The following is a 16,128-nucleotide window of genomic DNA, read 5'->3' on the forward strand; positions in this document are numbered from 1 at the left end:
TACGCGGGCTCATCCTTGGGCGATAAATCTTTGGACTTACGTCATCATCCGGTATTAGCAGCAATTTCTCGCTGTTATTCCGAACCCAAGGGCAGATTCCCACGCGTTACGCACCCGTGCGCCACTAGACCCGAAGGTCTCGTTCGACTTGCATGTGTTAGGCATGCCGCCAGCGTTCATTCTGAGCCATGATCAAACTCTCAAGTTTATGTACGACAAGATCGCGGTGGAATTCCACGATCAAGCCGCTCATTTCAAGGAGCTGCTCTGCACATATTCTTCAGGATCCACCGACGCGAACGCCGACAGATCCCATTACGTATGGATACGTGAAGGACATGTATTAGGCAGCTTAATTTACCGAGCACCCAGCGCCTTGAAAACGCTGGACCCGGGCGCCGCCGCCCACATGTCCCTTCATCTGAACTAACAATGTCAAAGAGCGCAAAAGACCGACGCCTTGGCTTACCCTCTTTTTGGAGGGCGACCACTGCGCCGAGATTTTGATGACCGTAACAGGCAGACCGTGTGGCCTGTCGCTGCGGTGGAGCTCATCTATGCGGGGCGCCGCTGGAGGTCAACGACTTTTTGCATTTTTATTTCAAAAGCAGTCAAAAACGCTGGAATTCCGCGGTTTTCGCCGGTGCCAGCGGTAGAGCGAATAGCGCGCGCCGCCATGCAGATCGCTGCAACGCCACCGAATCGGAGGCAGAATCGTCGCGATCTGCCGCTCGGGTAGATCGAACTGGCCGGATTTTTTCGCGGCTAAGCGGTCTGAATATAGCTCCGCATCGCCTCGGCGTCGGCCTCGATCTTGTCGATGCGGTATTTGACCAGATCGCCGATCGACACGAAGCCGACCAACACACCATCCTCGACCACCGGCAAGTGCCGGACCCGGCGCCGCGTCATTAGCGTCAACGCCCCCAGCACCGCTTCGCTACGGCCGATCGTGATCGCCGGCGCGGTCATCGCGTCGGAAACGGGCCGGTCGAGCGCCGCCGATCCGTGTTCGGCCAGACAATGGATCACGTCGCGTTCCGAAAAGATGCCGGCGACCTGCCCGTCGCGCAACACCGGCACAGCACCGATGCGGCACTCCGCGAGCAGCTTCACCGCGTCGGCGACCTTGTGCTCGGCGGTGATCGTCACCGTATCGCCGCCCTTGCCCGCCAGGATCGTCGCGATCGTCATGGCATTCTCCCTCTCGACGAGTCGAAGATTCACCCTTCCGGCCAATTAGTAAAGCATGTCCGGGCTATTCGTCGTCCGTGTCCTTCGCCGCGCGGATCGAGTAACTCAATTTGGCCGTGCCGTTGGCCGGGACCCTGGTCGTCCATAGAGGTACGCCGTCCTTGGTACCCAGTTTCGCGCTCGGCGAGAATAATCCGGCGCCGTCATCGAACGCGATCTTCGCCTCATAGTCGATTGGCCAGGGATTGGCGTTGGTGACGGTCAATTCGTAGCGCGTCTTGCGCCCTTTCTCGCGCAGCGTTTCCACCTCGGCATCGACGCTGCCGGGCTCGCCCAGCTCGAATTCGATCTCTTCGCCGACCGTCTTGTCCCCAACCGAGGACTCACCGATCATCAGCGAACGTCCCTCGACCTCGCTAAAGACCGCAACCTTGCCCCCGGGCAAGGCCACGCCCAGCCCGTTGGCAACGACATTCTTGCCCCGTAGCACCATCGTCGTGTCGGCGTCCTCGTCGCGCACCTCGCTGCGATAGATCGGCCATAATTTGACCGACGGCTTGCTGAGCATCGCGACCTGTTTCTGCGCATTCGACGCGACGGTCACTCGGCGCGGGAAGCGATAGAGTTTGAGATCGCCAAGCGACTCCGCGCTGGCCAGCAACGCCACCGGCACCGGGCTGTTCGCGACCGCGCGCCGCATTATAGATCCGGTGACGATGATATCTCTGCCGTCTTCATCCACCGGCAGCGTCTGAAGCGAGTCCGACACGACCGTCACAACGCGACGACGATCCAGATCGTAGTTCGGCAACGGCCAACATTTGAGCGTCAGGTCGCCGTCGCCCGCGCCGAACGAATCGTCCTCGCGGTCGCGATCGCGGTTGAGCTCGCCCGCGACGACCTGAGTATCGGCATCGACGAAACTGGTGACGTCGGTCGAAGCGAGCGTGATCCAGGCGAACATGTCCGCACTGCGGCCGTCGGGACGCATCGCGACGATATAGTCGGCCTGCCAATCGAACCCGCCGGCGAGGTAGGACAGGGTCAGCGTTACGGTGCGCGCCACCTTGCTGTCGGTCCGCACCGACAACGTCGGCTTGGCCGACAACCCCGGCGGCACACCATCGTAGACCAGCATTTCGGGGAGCCCCGAACATTTGAGGTCGGCGAAACCGGCGCCGATCTGGAGCACCGCCGCGCCGTCCGCCGACGATCGGATCGTCGCCTGTTGCAGCGTCACTTTGCCAGTGGCCTGGTCGGTGCGGCGGATCATCACACGGCGGCCAAGCGCGCGGTCGAACAGGGATCGCGGCGACAGCAAGCTGGCGTCGAGATTCTTTTCCTGGACCCCGTCGGGCAACCCACCAATCAGCGCGCTCTCAGGCAGAATGTTGCCCGCCACCCCTTCGAACCGGATCACCGCCGGACCCGCCGGCAGCGCGATCGTGCGGCGCTCGGTGATCAGCGCATAGCCTTGGGGATTGTCGCGATCGATCTCGCGACCGGGCCGGTAATAGGGGCCGCGATAGAGCGTGACCGAGACATGCTCCGGCCCCGCCGAGGTAATCACCGTCTGGGCATGCGCCATCGGCGCTACGGCCAACGCCGCCAGCATCGTCAGGAGGAAAGCACGCACCGCGCCGGCCCTCAATACCGCGTGTCGAAGTCGACGGTCAGCGTCGTCGTGCCGTTGCCCGGCACCGTCACCTTCCACACGCGCTCGTCGAGCGAACGCTGCTCGCCCTTCAGGCTCTCGTTGCTGACGCGGGTGTCGTGCCAATAATCGTCGTCGAGCCCGGCCTGGACCAGTTCGACCGTCACCGGATCGGGTCGTGCATTGGTCAGCGTATAAGCCATACTGGTGCGCCAGTACGTCACGGTATCATCGCGCACGACGACGGTCGGCTTCTCGCCGTTGATCGAGACGCGGTATTTCTCGGTCCGTTGCCATTCGTCGGTCTGGATCTTCTCGCGCTTGACGACGGTCGGCTTAACCTTGACGTCGAACGCGAGGCCAGTGGGGATCGCCAGCGTCGACCCCATCGGGGTGTGGTCGATGCGGTTTTCACCGATGAATTGCGGCTGCCCCTTCGAGTCGCGGATATAGACGCGCACCGTCCCGGCGGGCAGCGCATCGCCCAGCCCGCCGTCTTTCGAACTGGAAAAACTCAGTACGGTGGTCGCGCTGGCCGCTTCCTTGGAGGCGGACAGCCAGTTGTTGGTGAAGGCGTAGATTTTCTTCGCGGGCACCCCGCCGACCGACAGGAAACTGACCTGTTTCTGCTGGCTGGGGGCGATCGTGATGCGGCGGCCGACCGGATAGAGGTAGAAATCGCCCAGCCGTGCGCGGGCCGATGTCTGCGTGCCCGACAGCGTCCCCGGCGCGATCCCGGCATTGCCGTTGCGGCCCTCGCCCGGCGATCCGGCGACCAGCACCGTCTCGGCGTTGGTGAAGGCGACGTTGTTGTCGTTCTTGAGCGTCACCCAGCCTTGGACGTCGATCGTGCCTTTCCCCTCATCGAACAGCGCGACGTAGTCGGCGGTCCAGCCCAGTCCCGTGGTGAGATAGCTTAACGTCCCCGGCCGAGTCCCCGCGGCACCGGCCTCGAGCGAGATCGACAAGGTCGGCCGCGCGCGCAGATTGGGCGGCAGCGAATCGTAGACGACGCGCACCGGCAGCCCGTCGTCGCGGAGCACCTCGATATTAGCCCCGATCTGGAGCACGACGCCGCCATTAGCCGCCAGCACCTTGGCGCGCTCGCGTGTCTCGACCCCGGTCGCGGGATTGGTGCGGACGATGGTGATGGTCTGGCCGACCGCTTTCTGGATCAACGCGGATGGCGACAGCAGGTCGTAATCGAAATTCTGTTCGATGATGCTCGCGCCCGCAATACTGAGCCGAACCGTTTCGGGCCGGATGCGGTCGGCGACGTCGGGGAATTCCTGACGGGTGACCCCGCCCTTCAGCGTCAGGTTGCGCGTGTCCTGCACCAGCGCCTGGCCGTTATTGTAGATCGTCACCGCGACATCGCCCTGTGCGGAGGGTTGCGGCGCGGTTTGCGCGAAAGCGGCGGCGGGCGCCAGCAACAGGATCGAACCGGCCAGTACGCGCATCGTCATCCCCTTTATTTATTTGGGGAAGCTAGCCGGTTGCCGCCTGAACGGAAGATGAAAAAGGCCCGGCGAAACGATTCCGCCGAGCCGTTCGCAATCAAAACAGGGAAAAAGCCTTACTCGGCGGCCTCGGCGTCGGGCGAGCGGCGCGGGCGACCGCGGCGCGGCTTGGGGGCTTCCTCACCCTCATCGCCGACGCTGATACCGAGCGACGGCGGCAACAAGGCCGCATCGAACGTCTCGCCTTCGACGCTTTCGACCGGGCGAACCTCACGCCGCGGGCGGCCGCGACGCGGCCCCTCGCGCTCGGCGCGATCCTCGGCCGGCGCTTCTGCCGCATTGCCGGCATTGCTCTCGCTATCGCCGTCATTGGCGGCATAGGCATTGCCGTTAGCATAACCATTACCGTTATTGCCGGTCTGCGCGCGGTTGCCGCGATCTTCGCGGTTATTGGCGCGGGGCTCGCGATTACCGCGATCGGGGCGCGCGTCCTGGCGGCCTTCCTGACGGTTATCGTCGCGGTACGGACGATCGTCGCGCGCCTGCTGCTCGCGGCGTGGATCCTGGTCCGCCTGAGGCGCGCCATCATCCTCGAACCCGTCGTCGCCGTCGTCGTCGAAGCCGTCCTCTCGGCCGCGGCGCTGGCCCTGGTTGGGGTTCTGCTCCTCGAAGCGGCTGCGGCTTTCGGCGAGGACGCGGAAATAATGATCCGCGAACTGCAGATAATATTCGGCGTTCACCCGGTCGCCCTGACGCTGCGCGTCGGACGCGAGCGCCTTGTACTTTTCGAGCAGTTGCGCGGCATTGCCGCGGGCGCGGTTGTCGATCCGGTTGCCGTTGCCGGCGTTGGGATTGCCGCCACCTTGGCGCTGTCCACCCCGGCCGCGACGGCGGCCGGCCTGACGATTATTATTGATCAAAGTCCTGTGGTCCTTGTCTACAAAACAAACCCGGCCTTGCTCCAACTCGGAGTCAAACCCCACGCGGCGTCCGCGCCTGTCAGGACGCGAAGACCTGTCATGGCCGCCGGACAAGCGGCCTGATGACGAAGGATTGGGCAATGCCCCGATTTCAACGATGTATCGATTGAGATCGCGTGCCCCTATGCGCTCAATAGCGGGTGCCGGGCATTCTTCCAAGCACAAATATGGAATTCGTGTTGCCTCGCATCAAGGTGTTGCGATCAAGCATCGGTCGCGCCCCGCCAGATCGCGGCGGACGGCGACGTGGAGGCCCTGCGCGACAAGGAGCGCGGAGACCGCCTCCGCCTGCGTGGCACCGATTTCGATCGCGGCCATGCCGTAGGGGGCGATCAAGGCGGGAAGTTGCGCCGCGATGATTCGATAATCGTCGAGGCCATCGGCCCCGGCGAACAAGGCGGAGGCTGGCTCGTGGTCGCGGACCTCGGCGGGGAGCCGTTCGTCCGTGCCGACGTAGGGCGGGTTGGCGAGGATCAGGTCGAACCGTTGGCCGATCGCGTTGGCCCAATCGCCTTCGACGAACCCGGCGCGCCCACTCATCCCGAGCCGCTCGGCGTTCCCCCGCGCATAGTCGAGCGCCGCCGCCGACGCGTCGACGCCGACGCCGCACGCCTCGGGCCACTCGGCCAGTGCGGCAAGTAACAGGGTGCCCGGCCCGGTGCCGAGGTCGAGGATCGTCGCGGGCGGCGCCCCGGCGAAATGCGCGACCGCTGCTTCGATCAGCGTCTCGCTGTCGGGCCGCGGGATCAATGCGCCGGGACCGACCGCGAGGCTGATCGTCCAGAAATCGCGGGTGCCGATGATGTAGGCGACCGGTTCGTGCGCGAGGCGGCGCTCGATCAGCGCGGCGAACGCGGCCGGCACGGGGTCGTCGAGATGGCGAAGCAGGAGGTGCTCGCGCGGGATGCCGACCGCGTGCGCCATCAGCAGTTCGGTGTCCAGGCGGGGGGTATCGGAGATGACGGCAACTTGCTGAGTCGCTGCCGCGAGCGCCACCCTGACATTTAGGTCCGACACTCACACCACCGTCGTCACCCCGGCCTTGTGCCGGGGTCCACCGTGTCGCATGCGCTGGGGCAAGAAGCTCAAGCAGCAGCGTTTGCGGGACCGTGGACCCCGGCACGAGGCCGGGGTGACGGTTGGACTTGGGGCAAGCGCGTGCGCTTTACGCACCCTCCAAACTCGCCAGCCGTTCGGCCTCGTCCTCCGACACTAGCGCGCCGACGAGTTCGCCCATGTCGCCCTCGAGAATTTCCGGCAGGCGATGGAGCGTCAGATTGATGCGGTGATCAGTCACCCGTCCCTGCGGGAAATTGTACGTCCGGATCCGCTCCGACCGATCCCCCGATCCGACCATCGACTTGCGCGCGCCGGCGCGTTCGCCATGCAGCCGCTCGCGCTCGGCCTCGTACAATCGCGTGCGCAAGACCTTGAGCGCCTTGGCCTTATTCTTGTGCTGCGACTTCTCGTCCTGCTGGATCACCACCAGTCCCGTCGGCAAATGCGTGATGCGCACCGCGGAGTCGGTGGTGTTGACCGACTGCCCGCCGGGCCCCGACGAGCGATAGACGTCGATCCTGAGGTCGCGCGCCTCGTCGATCTGGACATCGACCTCCTCGGCTTCGGGCAGCACCGCGACGGTCGCGGCGGAGGTGTGGATGCGCCCGCCGCTTTCGGTCACCGGCACGCGCTGGACGCGGTGGACGCCGCTTTCGAACTTCAATTTGGCGAACACGCCCTTGCCCTCGACCGACGCGACGACTTCCTTGAAGCCGCCGGCGTCGGAGGTCGAGGCGGAGATCAGTTCGACCCGCCAGCCCTGCCCCTCGGCATAACGCTGGTACATGCGGAACAGGTCGCCCGCGAACAGGCTGGCCTCGTCGCCCCCGGTCCCGGCGCGGATTTCGAGCATCGCCGCGCGCTCGTCGGCGGCGTCGCGCGGGAGGAGGGCTAGCGCAAGGTTGCGTTCGGCCTCGGGCAAACGTTTGGCGATCGAATCGATCTCTTCGCGCGCCATCGCTTTCAGCTCACCGTCGGATTCGTCGCCGTCGGCCATGTGCCCAAGCACCTCGAGCTCGGCGCGCAACCGCCGCACCTCGCCCGCCGCCTTCGCCACCGGCTCGAGCTCGGCATATTCCTTCGACACCGCGACGAAGCGCTCGCCCGACAGGTCGCCGGTCGCCATCAACGCGCCAAGCTCGTCCCGCCGCGCCTCGATCTGCGCGATCCGTTGGGGGGAGATGGAGGTCATTCGTTGTCGCCCGACATCTCGGCATAAGGCTCTGGCAAGTCGCCAAGAACGCGAAGGAGAAGTTTAGCTGCGGTTTCTTGGCCCGCCAGATGAGTGAGATGAAGCCGACGCTGTGGATTGTCTTCGGCACGAACGAACAGGATTGCCTGAATACCCTTTCGTTTCGCACTATCGGCTCGTTTATTGCCTGCGCCGCGAAAGCCCAATTCGACTTCCCAGCCTTTTTCTCTCAACATTCGCGCCAGCTTCTGAGCCTCTGCCTCCATTTGGGGCTCATCCGGCACGACGGCGATCAATCGAGAAAGATCGACTGCCGGCTCGTCCAGCAACATCGCCAACCGCTCGACTCCCGCTGCCCACCCGACACCCGGCGTGTGCGGCCCGCCGAGCGCTTCGATCAGCCCGTCATAGCGCCCGCCCGCGAGCACTGTCCCCTGCGCGCCGAGCCGGTCGGTGACGAACTCGAACGCGGTGTGGCGGTAGTAATCCAGACCACGGACTAGTCGCGCATTGCGCTCGAATTTTACTCCGGCAGCGTCGAGCCCCTTCTTCACCGCCTCGAAGAACGCGCCGGCTTCGTTCGACAAATACGCGTCGATATCGGGCGCCGCGTCGGCGATCGGGCGGTCGCGCGGGTCCTTGCTGTCGAGGATGCGCATCGGGTTCTTGTCGAGCCGGACCAGGCTGTCCTCGCTCAACTCGCCGCGATGCTTCTCGAAATGCGCCACCAGCGCCCCGCGCCACGCATCGCGCGTCTCGGCGTCGCCCAACGTATTGAGTTGAAGCGTCACGCCATCGGCGATGCCAAGTTCGTGGAGCAACTGGTCGGCGAACGCGAGCAGTTCGACGTCCGCCGCCGGCTCGGCCGCGCCGATTACTTCGGCGTCGATCTGGTGGAACTGGCGGTATCGCCCCTTTTGCGGGCGCTCGTAGCGGAACACCGGACCGCTCGTGACCAGCTTGAGCGGCGCATATTGCTGCCACCCCTCGGTCAGATACGCGCGACAGATGCCGGCGGTGAATTCGGGCCGCAGCGTGACCGAATCGCCACCGCGATCCTCGAAGCTGTACATCTCTTTCGATACCACATCGGTGGTTTCTCCGATCGAGCGCGCGAACACCTGCGTGTCCTCGAACACCGGAATGTCGACGCGCTGGAAGGCGTAGAGCCTACGGACCTTCTCGAACGCCTCGAGCACGCGCGCGAAGCGGCGTTGCTCGTCGCCGAATATGTCCTGCGTTCCGCGGATGCGTTTAGGGGTTTCGATGCGCGCCATATTGGCGGCGGTCTCTAGTAGAGACACCGCCGACGCGCTAGCCTTCCGTCATGACCCTCAACCTCGGCAACCGCATCGCACCGCCCCGCTTCGTCGCCTACGCCCTGGCGCTGATCGCGATTGCACTCTGGTGTGCCACGCAGATGCATGGCGGCCAGAAGGATTCGGACAAGGCGCTCGCGCACTTCCTAATCGGCTTCGACATCGCGACGTTCCTGTTCCTGGCTTCGCTCTTCCCGATGTTCCGGACGCACGACGCGAAAAGGATCGCCGAGCATGCGGCCCGCAATGACGCCAACCGCACCGGGCTGCTGATCATCACGGTCGCGATCAGCATGGTCGTGCTGGGGGCGGTGACCCTGGTCGTGGTCGGCGGCGGGCCCGGTTATTCGAAACCGCTGGTGATCGCGACGCTGGCGCTGTCGTGGATATTCGCCAACACCGTCTACGCGCTGCACTACGCCCATCTCTATTACGGCGCGGGCAAGACGCGGGGCAGCTATGTCGGCGGGATCGATATTCCGAGCACCAAGCAACCCGACTATTTCGATTTCCTCCATTTCTCGCTGATCCTGGGCATGACGTTCCAGACCGCCGATATCGACATCACGAGCCCGTCGATCCGGCGCGTGTCCACCGGGCAGTGCCTGGCCGCGTTCGTCTTCAACATCGGCATCCTGTCGTTTTCGATCAACATGATCGCCGGGAAGTAAGGTTCGGCGCGCTGGACCGCATCGGCGGCTAAAGACCCTCTGGACGACGAGTGTATCGCTGTCCTAGGACAGCGGCCCTGACCGAAACAGGAAGGCCCCCTCCCCGATGATCCGTCGCACCGCGTTCGCCCTGCTGCTCGCCACCGCCACCGCCGCCACCGCTGCCTTCGCCCAGGCGAACAATTCGCGGCCGCAGCCGGTGCCGGTGATCGACACGATCCCTGCGGCTGCCGACATTCCCTATCCGGGGACTGTCGCAATCGACATCGACGCGACCGATACGGTGCGCGGCATCTTCACCGTCAATGAAACCATCCCGGTCGCGAAGTCTGGAGATTTCGTCCTGCTCTATCCGAAGTGGGTGCCGGGCGGGCACACGCCGCGCAACGAGATCGAGAAGGTGGTCGGGCTGACCGTGACCGCGGGCGGCAAGACGATCCCGTGGACACGCGACACGGTCGATATGTACGCGTTTCATCTCGACATCCCCAAGGGCGTCAAGGCGATCGACGTCCGGTTCCAATACGCGACCGCTACCAAGGCCGATCAGGGTCGCACGATGGTGACGCGCAACCTGATGAGCCTGCAAACCATCGCGACGACCTTCTATCCGGCAGGCTATTTCGCGCGGCAAATCCCGGTGCGCCTAACGGTGAAGTACCCCGACGGCTGGAGCGCGGCATCGGCACTCAACGCCAAGGTGATGGGCGCGACATACAGCTACGAGCCGACCAACTACGAGATCCTGATCGACAGCCCGATCCTGGCGGGCCGCTATTACAAGAAGTTCGCGCTCTCGGACCGCGTCAACCTAAACACCTTTGCCGACAGCCAGGCCGAGCTCGACGCCGCGACGCCCGAGATGATCGACGCGCACAAGCGGCTGGTCGAACAAGCGGTCAGATTGTTCGGCGCGCAGCATTACAACCATTACGAATTCCTGTTCTCGATTTCGAACGAGCTTGGCGGGATCGGGCTCGAGCATCATCGCAGTTCCGAGGACGGGACGCGGATGGGCTATTTCAGCGAGTGGGCGATGAACGCCGGCGCGCGCAACCTGCTGCCGCACGAATACACGCATAGCTGGGACGGCAAGTTCCGCCGCGGCGCCGACCTGTGGACACCCGATTACCGCTATCCGATGCGTGACAGCCTGTTGTGGGTGTACGAAGGCCAGACGCAATTCTGGGGCTATGTGCTCCAGGCGCGCTCGGGCCTCGTCAGCAAGCAGGACACGCTCGACCAATATGCGTCGATCATGGCCAACCTCGACAACACGCCGGGGCGCAACTGGCGCGCGCTGCAGGACACCACCAACGGACCGATCATCTCCAACCGCAAGCCGATGGCGTGGACCGATTACCAGCGCGGCGAGGAATATTACAACGAAGGCCTGCTGGTGTGGATGGAAGTCGATTCGATCCTGCGCGAGCAGTCGAAGGGAACCAAGTCGATCGACGATTTCGCCCGCGCGTTCTTCGGGATCAACGACGGCGACTGGGGCGAAGTGACGTACACGTTCGACGATGTCGTCGCGACGCTGAACGGCATCCAGCCATACGATTGGCGCGGGTTGCTCAAGAAGCGCCTGACCGAAACCGGCCAGCCCGCCCCGATCGGCGGTTTCGAGCGCAACGGCTACAAGCTCGTCTACACCAGCGAGCAGACCCCGACCGGCAAGCAGGGCGAACGCGCGCGCAAGGTCGCCGATCTCAGCTATTCGCTCGGGCTGACCGCTGGCGCCGATGCCAGCCTGTCGTCGGTACGTTGGGGCAGTCCCGCTTACGACGCCGGGCTGACGCTCGGCGACACGATCGTCGCGGTCAACGGCCTGGCCTATTCCGACGACCGTCTGCGCACTGCGGTCACCGACGCCAAGGGGACGAAGGCGCCGATCGTGCTGACGGTCAAGATGGGCGAGGAAGTGCGCAGCGTCAGCATCGACTATCACGGGGGCTTGCGCTATCCGCACCTCGTCAAGACCGGGACCGGGGAAACCGGGCTGGATCGGTTGCTGACGGCACGATAATCGTCATCCTCCACCACCGTTCGTGCTGAGCCTGTCGAAGCACGTGCCCCGAACACGCCCTTCGACAAGCTCAGGGCGAACGGGCTAATAGGATTCGCATGAACATCGATCTCATCCCCGTCGGCGCCAACCCGCCCGAGAGCTTGAACGTCATTATCGAAGTGCCGACCGGCGGCGAGCCGGTGAAGTACGAGTTCGACAAGAAATCGGGCGCGTTGTTCGTCGACCGCATCCTCCACACGCCGATGCGTTACCCGGCCAATTACGGTTTCGTGCCGCATACCTTGTCGCCTGACGGTGACCCGCTCGATGCGCTGGTGATCGCGCGCAGCCCGTTCGTCCCAGGCTGCGTCGTCCGCGCCCGCCCTATCGGCGTGCTCAACCTCGAGGACGAAGCCGGCGGCGACGAGAAGCTGATCTGCGTCCCCGTCGACACCACCTTCCCTTATTATTCGGACATCGGCGAGCGCCAGGATCTGCCCTCGATCGTGCTCCAGCAGATCGAGCATTTCTTCACCCATTACAAAGACCTTGAGCCCGAAAAATGGGTGCGCGTGGGCAAATGGGGCGACGCCGCCGAAGCGCGCAAGATCGTGATGGAAGCGATCGAGCGCGCGAAGGGCACCGACGCCGGATGACCTCGCGCGCCGTCTGGCGGCTGTGCGCACTGGCCGGGCTGATCGCGTTCGTCATTTCGTGGAGCTTCGGGCGAATTCCCGGCTTGGCCGCGTGCGGCCCGGTGGTCGGTGGCGGCGGCCCGATCTTTGCGTTCGAGCTGGCACGGACCGCCGCCGACATCGCGGCGCTATTCGGCGCCGATCCATGCCGTTCCACGCTGGTCGCGGCGCAATATACCGGGTTGTGGCTCGACGGGCTGGGTTTCATCCCGAGCTATACCGCTTTTCTGGTGCTGGCGGCGATCGCCGCGAGCCGCGGCTGGATGCGCCGCGCGACCGTGGCGATGCTAATCGTCGCCGCCTTGAGCGACGAGGTCGAAGGCTTCATGCTCGGCGGCATTCTCAAAACGCTGCCCGGCACGCAGGCGCAACTCGACCAGCTTTATTGGGCGGTTCACATCAAGTTCGGGCTGCTCGCGCTCGCCACCACGCTGATCGGGCTCGCGATGGTTCGCCTGCGCGGATTGGCCCCGCTGCTGCTCGGCGGAATGGTGTGGATTGGCGGCATGGCGGCGATTTACGGCTTTGGCGAGCTGCCCGGCCCGGTGATGATGCGGGCATTTACCCTCGCCTGGTTTGCATTGCTTGCGGCCGCGATCATCTTTTCTTTCGCGCCGTCGCTTTTTTCGGCGCGCGATGCCCAGCGTCGAGGCCAAGCACCGCCCACCGTCTGAGTTCGTCGGGGTCGTCGTAAACGTCGTCGGGCGCGCGGCGATAGTTCATCGAGCCGATCTTGCCGTTCATGTCGTAAGTGAAGCGGTCGCATCCGGCTCCGTCCCACGTCGCGTCGCTCTCGGCATCGGCCTTGAACCACAGCGCGCCGTCATGGCTGACGATCGCGAAGATCGTGCCGTCGCAGTAGAGTGTGGCACCGCCCATCATCGCGCGCTTGGTCACCGTGCCGACTGGCTCCATCGCCTCGGCCACCCAATCGATCAGCCCTTGGTCGGCGGCCATCAGCGGGCCGTCAGCTTGAGGCCGGCGATGCACCCGACCACGCCGAGGATCAGCAGCAATCGCGGCAGGCTGGAGGGTTCATGGTACCAGGCAATCCCGACGATCACCGTCCCCAGCGCGCCGATCCCACCCCATACGGCGTAGGCGGTGCCCATCGGGATGCTGCGCGAGGCATATTCGAGCAGCCCCATCGACAGCGCGACCGAAGCAAGGAAACCCGCGGTCCAGCCAATATTGCGGAACCCATCGACATGGCGGAGGCAGGTAGTAAAGCCGACCTCGAACAGCCCGCCGACGATGAGCCAGAGCCACGCCATCAGTCGCGCCCTGCGAGCTTGGTGAGGGCCTCGCCGGTGACGCGTTGCGTCGTCCATTCGTCCATCGGCTGGGCGCCGATCGAGCGGTAGAAGCCGATCGCGGGGTCGTTCCAGTCGAGCACCCACCATTCGAACCGCGCGCAATCGCGGTCGAGGCAGATGCCGGCAAGCGCCCGGAGCAACGCCTTGCCCGCGCCCGACCCGCGTGCGCCGGGGGTGACATAAAGGTCGTCGAGCCAGATCCCCTTGCGCCCGGTCCACGTCGAGAAGGTGTGGAAGAACACAGCGAACCCGATGGCCTGCCCGTCGACGTCGGCGATCAGCGCCTCAGCCATCGGCTCCGCGCCGAACAGCGCATCGTGCATCATCGCTTCGGTAGTAACGACGGCGTCGGGCTCTCGCTCGAATTCGGCGAGCTCCTTGGCGAAGCGCAGCACGGTGGCGGCATCGCCGGGAGCGGCAGGACGGATCACGAGCGTCAAAATGCAGCCTCCACGTTCTCGACCGAGCGGCGGCGCGCGGCGATCAGGCAGCCGGTGATGATCAGCGCCGCCCCCGCCAGCGTATAGGGCGCGACCGGCTCGTGGAACACCACCCAGCCCCACAACGCCGCCCAGATGAACCCGGTATATTCGGTCGGCGCGAGGTAATTGGCCTCGCCGCGCGCATAGGCCCAGGCGAGAATCAGCAACGATACCGTGGCGAGCGCCGCGGCGAGCAGGATCGCGGGGATGTGGTGGGTGTCGGGCACGTGCGCGATGAACGGCGCGAAGCAAGCGAAAATGACGCCGACGATGATCGACTGGAAGAACGCGACCTCGCTCGGCCCCGCGACCATCGCTTGCTGGCGCATCAGCACGATGTTGTAGGCATAGCAAACCGCCGAAATCAGCACCGCGACGGTGCCGCGAAAGCGGTCGGGATCGGGCGCCGCGCTCGCCTGGCCGAGCATGATAACCCCAACGCCCCCGAACGCTACCAGCGAGGCGAGGATCGCGCTTGGCGGAATGCGCTCCTTGAGCACGAACGCCGCGCCGAACAAGGCGAGCAACGGTGCGATGAAAGCGAGCGCGATCGCTTGTGCCATCGGCACGCGGGCCAGCCCCCAGAAGAATGTCACCGCCATCACCGCCGACACCGAGCCACGGATCAGGTGGACGCGCATCACGGCGCGCGACGGCCATCCCCTGCGCGTCGGGAAATAGATCAACCCGGTGAACACGATCCCGGCGAGCGTCCGCCAGAATAACGTCGTGAACGCGCCAAGCTGGAGCACCAGCCCCTTCATCACCGCATCCATCGACGAGAAGATCGCGATGCCGATCACCGCGACCGCGAAGACCAGAGCTTGCGAAGTAGGGCGGCGGGTCATCCCCAGCCGATAGCGGGCGGGGATCGTTACGTCACCAGCCCTCCTCCTTATGACGTCACAAGGAGGATGCGCAGATTATTTGAGCGTCATCTTGTCGCCGCTGATCGACACGCTGTCGAGGTGGCGGAGGTAATTCTGGCCGAGCAGCGAAATCGTCAGGCCGTCGAGCACCAGCGCATGGATGTCGCTGACGCGCTTGCCATCGAGCACGACGTCCTTGAGTTCCACTTCCTGCCCGCGCACCGCACCCGATGCACCGCTGCCGACCACGTCGAACTGGCCGGGGTCGAACGCGACACCGGCGCGGCGAGCATCGTCTTCGGTCAGCGCGACGGTGGTCGCGCCGGTATCGACGACAAACTTGATCGGCTCGCCATTGACGTCGGCGACGGTGAAGAAATGCCCGTTATCCTCGCGCTCGAGCACCGTTTCGTGCGGCTGGTCGGTCACCGTCGCGGCGAGCGCGGCGGGCGGCGCGGCCTTGGGCTTGCTGCCGGGCAGCATGATACCGATGAGGATGCCCAAGGCGGTGACGACGAAGAAAGCAGCTTTCATGACCGCTGGCATAACGCGCTTGGCTTGCAGTCCGCTTTATCGCGATGCTTAACGCAACGCTTACTGCTTGGCGAAATAGTCGTAGATCGCGTCGCCCGAGCGGCTTGCGGCGTTGCGCCATTTGGGCGCACCGCGAAGGTTGCGCGGCTTGCCCTTCGAATTCAGGATCAGCACGGTCGGGGTTCCCTTGATCGCGCCGAGCCCGAAGCGGCGGGCGAGATCGCCGTTTCGGTCCTTCTCTCCCGGATTGTCGCCGACGTTGATCCAGACGATCTCGTAGCGATCGCGCAGCATCGTCGCGAAACGCGGTGTTGCGAACCAGCCGGCCAGCGCGCGGCTATCGTGGCACCAGTTGGCGCCGAACACGAGAATGACGCGCGTGTCGGTCGCGATGGCGGTTGTCAGCGCCAATTCGACTTCGCCACGGGCGCTGTCGGGGCTGCCGAAGGGTTTTGCTTCAGGATGAGCGGCGGGCGGCGAATCGGCGGCGAGCGCGAACGCCGGAACCGCCGCCAGCGCAAGCGCGAATGCGGCGAACCTCACGCCGCCCGTGCCTGCTCGCTCGCCTCGATCTCCGCCGCCTTCGCCTCGACCAGTTTGACGATATGCTCGATCATGTCGGCGTCCTGGACGTGGTGGTCGGTGACGCCCGACAGATAGACCATGTGCTTGCCGTTGCCGCCGCCGGTGAT

General features: G+C 64.7%; 17 protein-coding genes, 1 rRNA gene and 1 pseudogene. 4 read left to right on the forward strand and 15 right to left on the reverse strand.

The features are described 5' to 3' along the window. From JWM94_RS04035 to hisS, 8 genes are all read right to left on the reverse strand, one after another. Positions 1–208: ribosomal RNA gene (locus tag JWM94_RS04035) — 16S ribosomal RNA — on the reverse strand; the annotation flags it as partial. Between the two features lie 557 nt (positions 209–765). Further along, the gene (locus tag JWM94_RS04040) at positions 766–1,194 is read right to left on the reverse strand and encodes a CBS domain-containing protein (protein ID WP_299422131.1); all 429 of its coding nucleotides are present in this window, start codon (positions 1,192–1,194) and stop codon (positions 766–768) included. A 64-nt stretch (positions 1,195–1,258) separates the two neighbouring features. Beyond that, complete coding sequence (locus JWM94_RS04045) at positions 1,259–2,830, reverse strand: hypothetical protein (RefSeq protein WP_299422132.1); 1,572 nt, start codon at positions 2,828–2,830, stop codon at positions 1,259–1,261. 11 nt (positions 2,831–2,841) lie between these two features. Then, complete coding sequence (locus JWM94_RS04050) at positions 2,842–4,314, reverse strand: DUF4139 domain-containing protein (RefSeq protein ID WP_299422133.1); 1,473 nt, start codon at positions 4,312–4,314, stop codon at positions 2,842–2,844. Positions 4,315–4,424: 110 nt separating this feature from the next. Next, positions 4,425–5,447, reverse strand: coding sequence for a DUF4167 domain-containing protein (locus JWM94_RS04055; protein ID WP_367185864.1), 1,023 nt, complete (start codon positions 5,445–5,447; stop codon positions 4,425–4,427). A gap of 30 nt (positions 5,448–5,477) precedes the next feature. Next, positions 5,478–6,305 (reverse strand): peptide chain release factor N(5)-glutamine methyltransferase, encoded by an 828-nt coding sequence (prmC, locus tag JWM94_RS04060; protein WP_299422135.1) that lies wholly within the window; start codon positions 6,303–6,305, stop codon positions 5,478–5,480. A gap of 148 nt (positions 6,306–6,453) precedes the next feature. Then, positions 6,454–7,539, reverse strand: a complete 1,086-nt coding sequence (prfA, locus tag JWM94_RS04065) for a peptide chain release factor 1 (protein WP_299422136.1) — start codon at positions 7,537–7,539, stop codon at positions 6,454–6,456. Then, a complete protein-coding gene (hisS, locus tag JWM94_RS04070) occupies positions 7,536–8,816 on the reverse strand; it encodes a histidine--tRNA ligase (RefSeq protein WP_299422137.1) in 1,281 nt (426 codons plus the stop codon). The genes prfA and hisS overlap by 4 nt, the downstream gene beginning before the upstream one ends. 50 nt (positions 8,817–8,866) lie before the next feature. Between hisS and JWM94_RS04075 the strand changes: the two genes are divergently transcribed. From JWM94_RS04075 to JWM94_RS04090, 4 genes are all read left to right on the forward strand, one after another. Beyond that, positions 8,867–9,529 carry a DUF1345 domain-containing protein gene (locus tag JWM94_RS04075; RefSeq protein ID WP_299422138.1) on the forward strand — a complete coding sequence of 221 codons (663 nt, stop codon included), beginning with the start codon at positions 8,867–8,869 and terminating at the stop codon, positions 9,527–9,529. Positions 9,530–9,635: 106 nt separating this feature from the next. Beyond that, the gene (locus tag JWM94_RS04080) at positions 9,636–11,558 is read left to right on the forward strand and encodes a peptidase M61 (RefSeq protein ID WP_299422140.1); all 1,923 of its coding nucleotides are present in this window, start codon (positions 9,636–9,638) and stop codon (positions 11,556–11,558) included. A gap of 98 nt (positions 11,559–11,656) precedes the next feature. Continuing rightward, positions 11,657–12,196 (forward strand): inorganic diphosphatase, encoded by a 540-nt coding sequence (gene ppa, locus JWM94_RS04085; RefSeq protein WP_299422141.1) that lies wholly within the window; start codon positions 11,657–11,659, stop codon positions 12,194–12,196. Continuing rightward, complete coding sequence (locus JWM94_RS04090) at positions 12,193–12,909, forward strand: hypothetical protein (protein WP_299422143.1); 717 nt, start codon at positions 12,193–12,195, stop codon at positions 12,907–12,909. The genes ppa and JWM94_RS04090 overlap by 4 nt, the downstream gene beginning before the upstream one ends. Here JWM94_RS04090 and JWM94_RS04095 read toward each other — a convergent pair. From JWM94_RS04095 to JWM94_RS04125, 7 genes and pseudogenes are all read right to left on the reverse strand, one after another. Beyond that, positions 12,833–13,192, reverse strand: a complete 360-nt coding sequence (locus JWM94_RS04095; protein WP_299422145.1) for a TfoX/Sxy family protein — start codon at positions 13,190–13,192, stop codon at positions 12,833–12,835. The two genes, JWM94_RS04090 and JWM94_RS04095, sit on opposite strands and share 77 nt — an antisense overlap. Beyond that, positions 13,192–13,509 carry a multidrug efflux SMR transporter gene (locus JWM94_RS04100; RefSeq protein WP_299422147.1) on the reverse strand — a complete coding sequence of 106 codons (318 nt, stop codon included), beginning with the start codon at positions 13,507–13,509 and terminating at the stop codon, positions 13,192–13,194. Before JWM94_RS04100 ends, JWM94_RS04095 begins: the two co-directional genes overlap by 1 nt. Further along, positions 13,509–13,991, reverse strand: coding sequence for a GNAT family N-acetyltransferase (locus JWM94_RS04105; protein ID WP_299422149.1), 483 nt, complete (start codon positions 13,989–13,991; stop codon positions 13,509–13,511). The genes JWM94_RS04100 and JWM94_RS04105 overlap by 1 nt, the downstream gene beginning before the upstream one ends. After that, entirely contained in the window at positions 13,988–14,881 is an 894-nt protein-coding gene (locus JWM94_RS04110) for a DMT family transporter (RefSeq protein ID WP_299422152.1), read from the reverse strand. Before JWM94_RS04110 ends, JWM94_RS04105 begins: the two co-directional genes overlap by 4 nt. Positions 14,882–14,956: 75 nt before the next feature. Next, entirely contained in the window at positions 14,957–15,436 is a 480-nt protein-coding gene (locus JWM94_RS04115; protein ID WP_299422155.1) for a TIGR02281 family clan AA aspartic protease, read from the reverse strand. Between the two features lie 60 nt (positions 15,437–15,496). Next, positions 15,497–15,979: a thioredoxin family protein gene (locus JWM94_RS04120; protein WP_299422157.1), complete on the reverse strand. Its 483-nt coding sequence runs from the start codon at positions 15,977–15,979 to the stop codon at positions 15,497–15,499. Then, positions 15,976–16,128, reverse strand: a pseudogene (locus JWM94_RS04125) (4-hydroxy-3-methylbut-2-en-1-yl diphosphate synthase); the annotation flags it as partial. The pseudogene JWM94_RS04125 and the gene JWM94_RS04120, both read right to left, overlap by 4 nt.

Source organism: Sphingomonas bacterium (assembly GCF_028289855.1).
Lineage (GTDB): Bacteria > Pseudomonadota > Alphaproteobacteria > Sphingomonadales > Sphingomonadaceae > Sphingomonas.

Excerpts from the sequence above, each read along its gene's own strand:
- JWM94_RS04040 (WP_299422131.1), bottom strand. The coding sequence starts at position 1,194 with ATGACGATCGCGACGATCCTGGCGGGCAAGGGCGGCGATACGGTGACG.
- JWM94_RS04050 (WP_299422133.1), bottom strand. The coding sequence starts at position 4,314 with ATGACGATGCGCGTACTGGCCGGTTCGATCCTGTTGCTGGCGCCCGCC.
- prfA (WP_299422136.1), bottom strand. The coding sequence starts at position 7,539 with ATGACCTCCATCTCCCCCCAACGGATCGCGCAGATCGAGGCGCGGCGG.
- hisS (WP_299422137.1), bottom strand. The coding sequence starts at position 8,816 with ATGGCGCGCATCGAAACCCCTAAACGCATCCGCGGAACGCAGGACATA.
- JWM94_RS04075 (WP_299422138.1), top strand. The coding sequence starts at position 8,867 with ATGACCCTCAACCTCGGCAACCGCATCGCACCGCCCCGCTTCGTCGCC.
- JWM94_RS04080 (WP_299422140.1), top strand. The coding sequence starts at position 9,636 with ATGATCCGTCGCACCGCGTTCGCCCTGCTGCTCGCCACCGCCACCGCC.
- ppa (WP_299422141.1), top strand. The coding sequence starts at position 11,657 with ATGAACATCGATCTCATCCCCGTCGGCGCCAACCCGCCCGAGAGCTTG.
- JWM94_RS04090 (WP_299422143.1), top strand. The coding sequence starts at position 12,193 with ATGACCTCGCGCGCCGTCTGGCGGCTGTGCGCACTGGCCGGGCTGATC.
- JWM94_RS04095 (WP_299422145.1), bottom strand. The coding sequence starts at position 13,192 with ATGGCCGCCGACCAAGGGCTGATCGATTGGGTGGCCGAGGCGATGGAG.
- JWM94_RS04100 (WP_299422147.1), bottom strand. The coding sequence starts at position 13,509 with ATGGCGTGGCTCTGGCTCATCGTCGGCGGGCTGTTCGAGGTCGGCTTT.
- JWM94_RS04110 (WP_299422152.1), bottom strand. The coding sequence starts at position 14,881 with ATGACCCGCCGCCCTACTTCGCAAGCTCTGGTCTTCGCGGTCGCGGTG.
- JWM94_RS04115 (WP_299422155.1), bottom strand. The coding sequence starts at position 15,436 with ATGAAAGCTGCTTTCTTCGTCGTCACCGCCTTGGGCATCCTCATCGGT.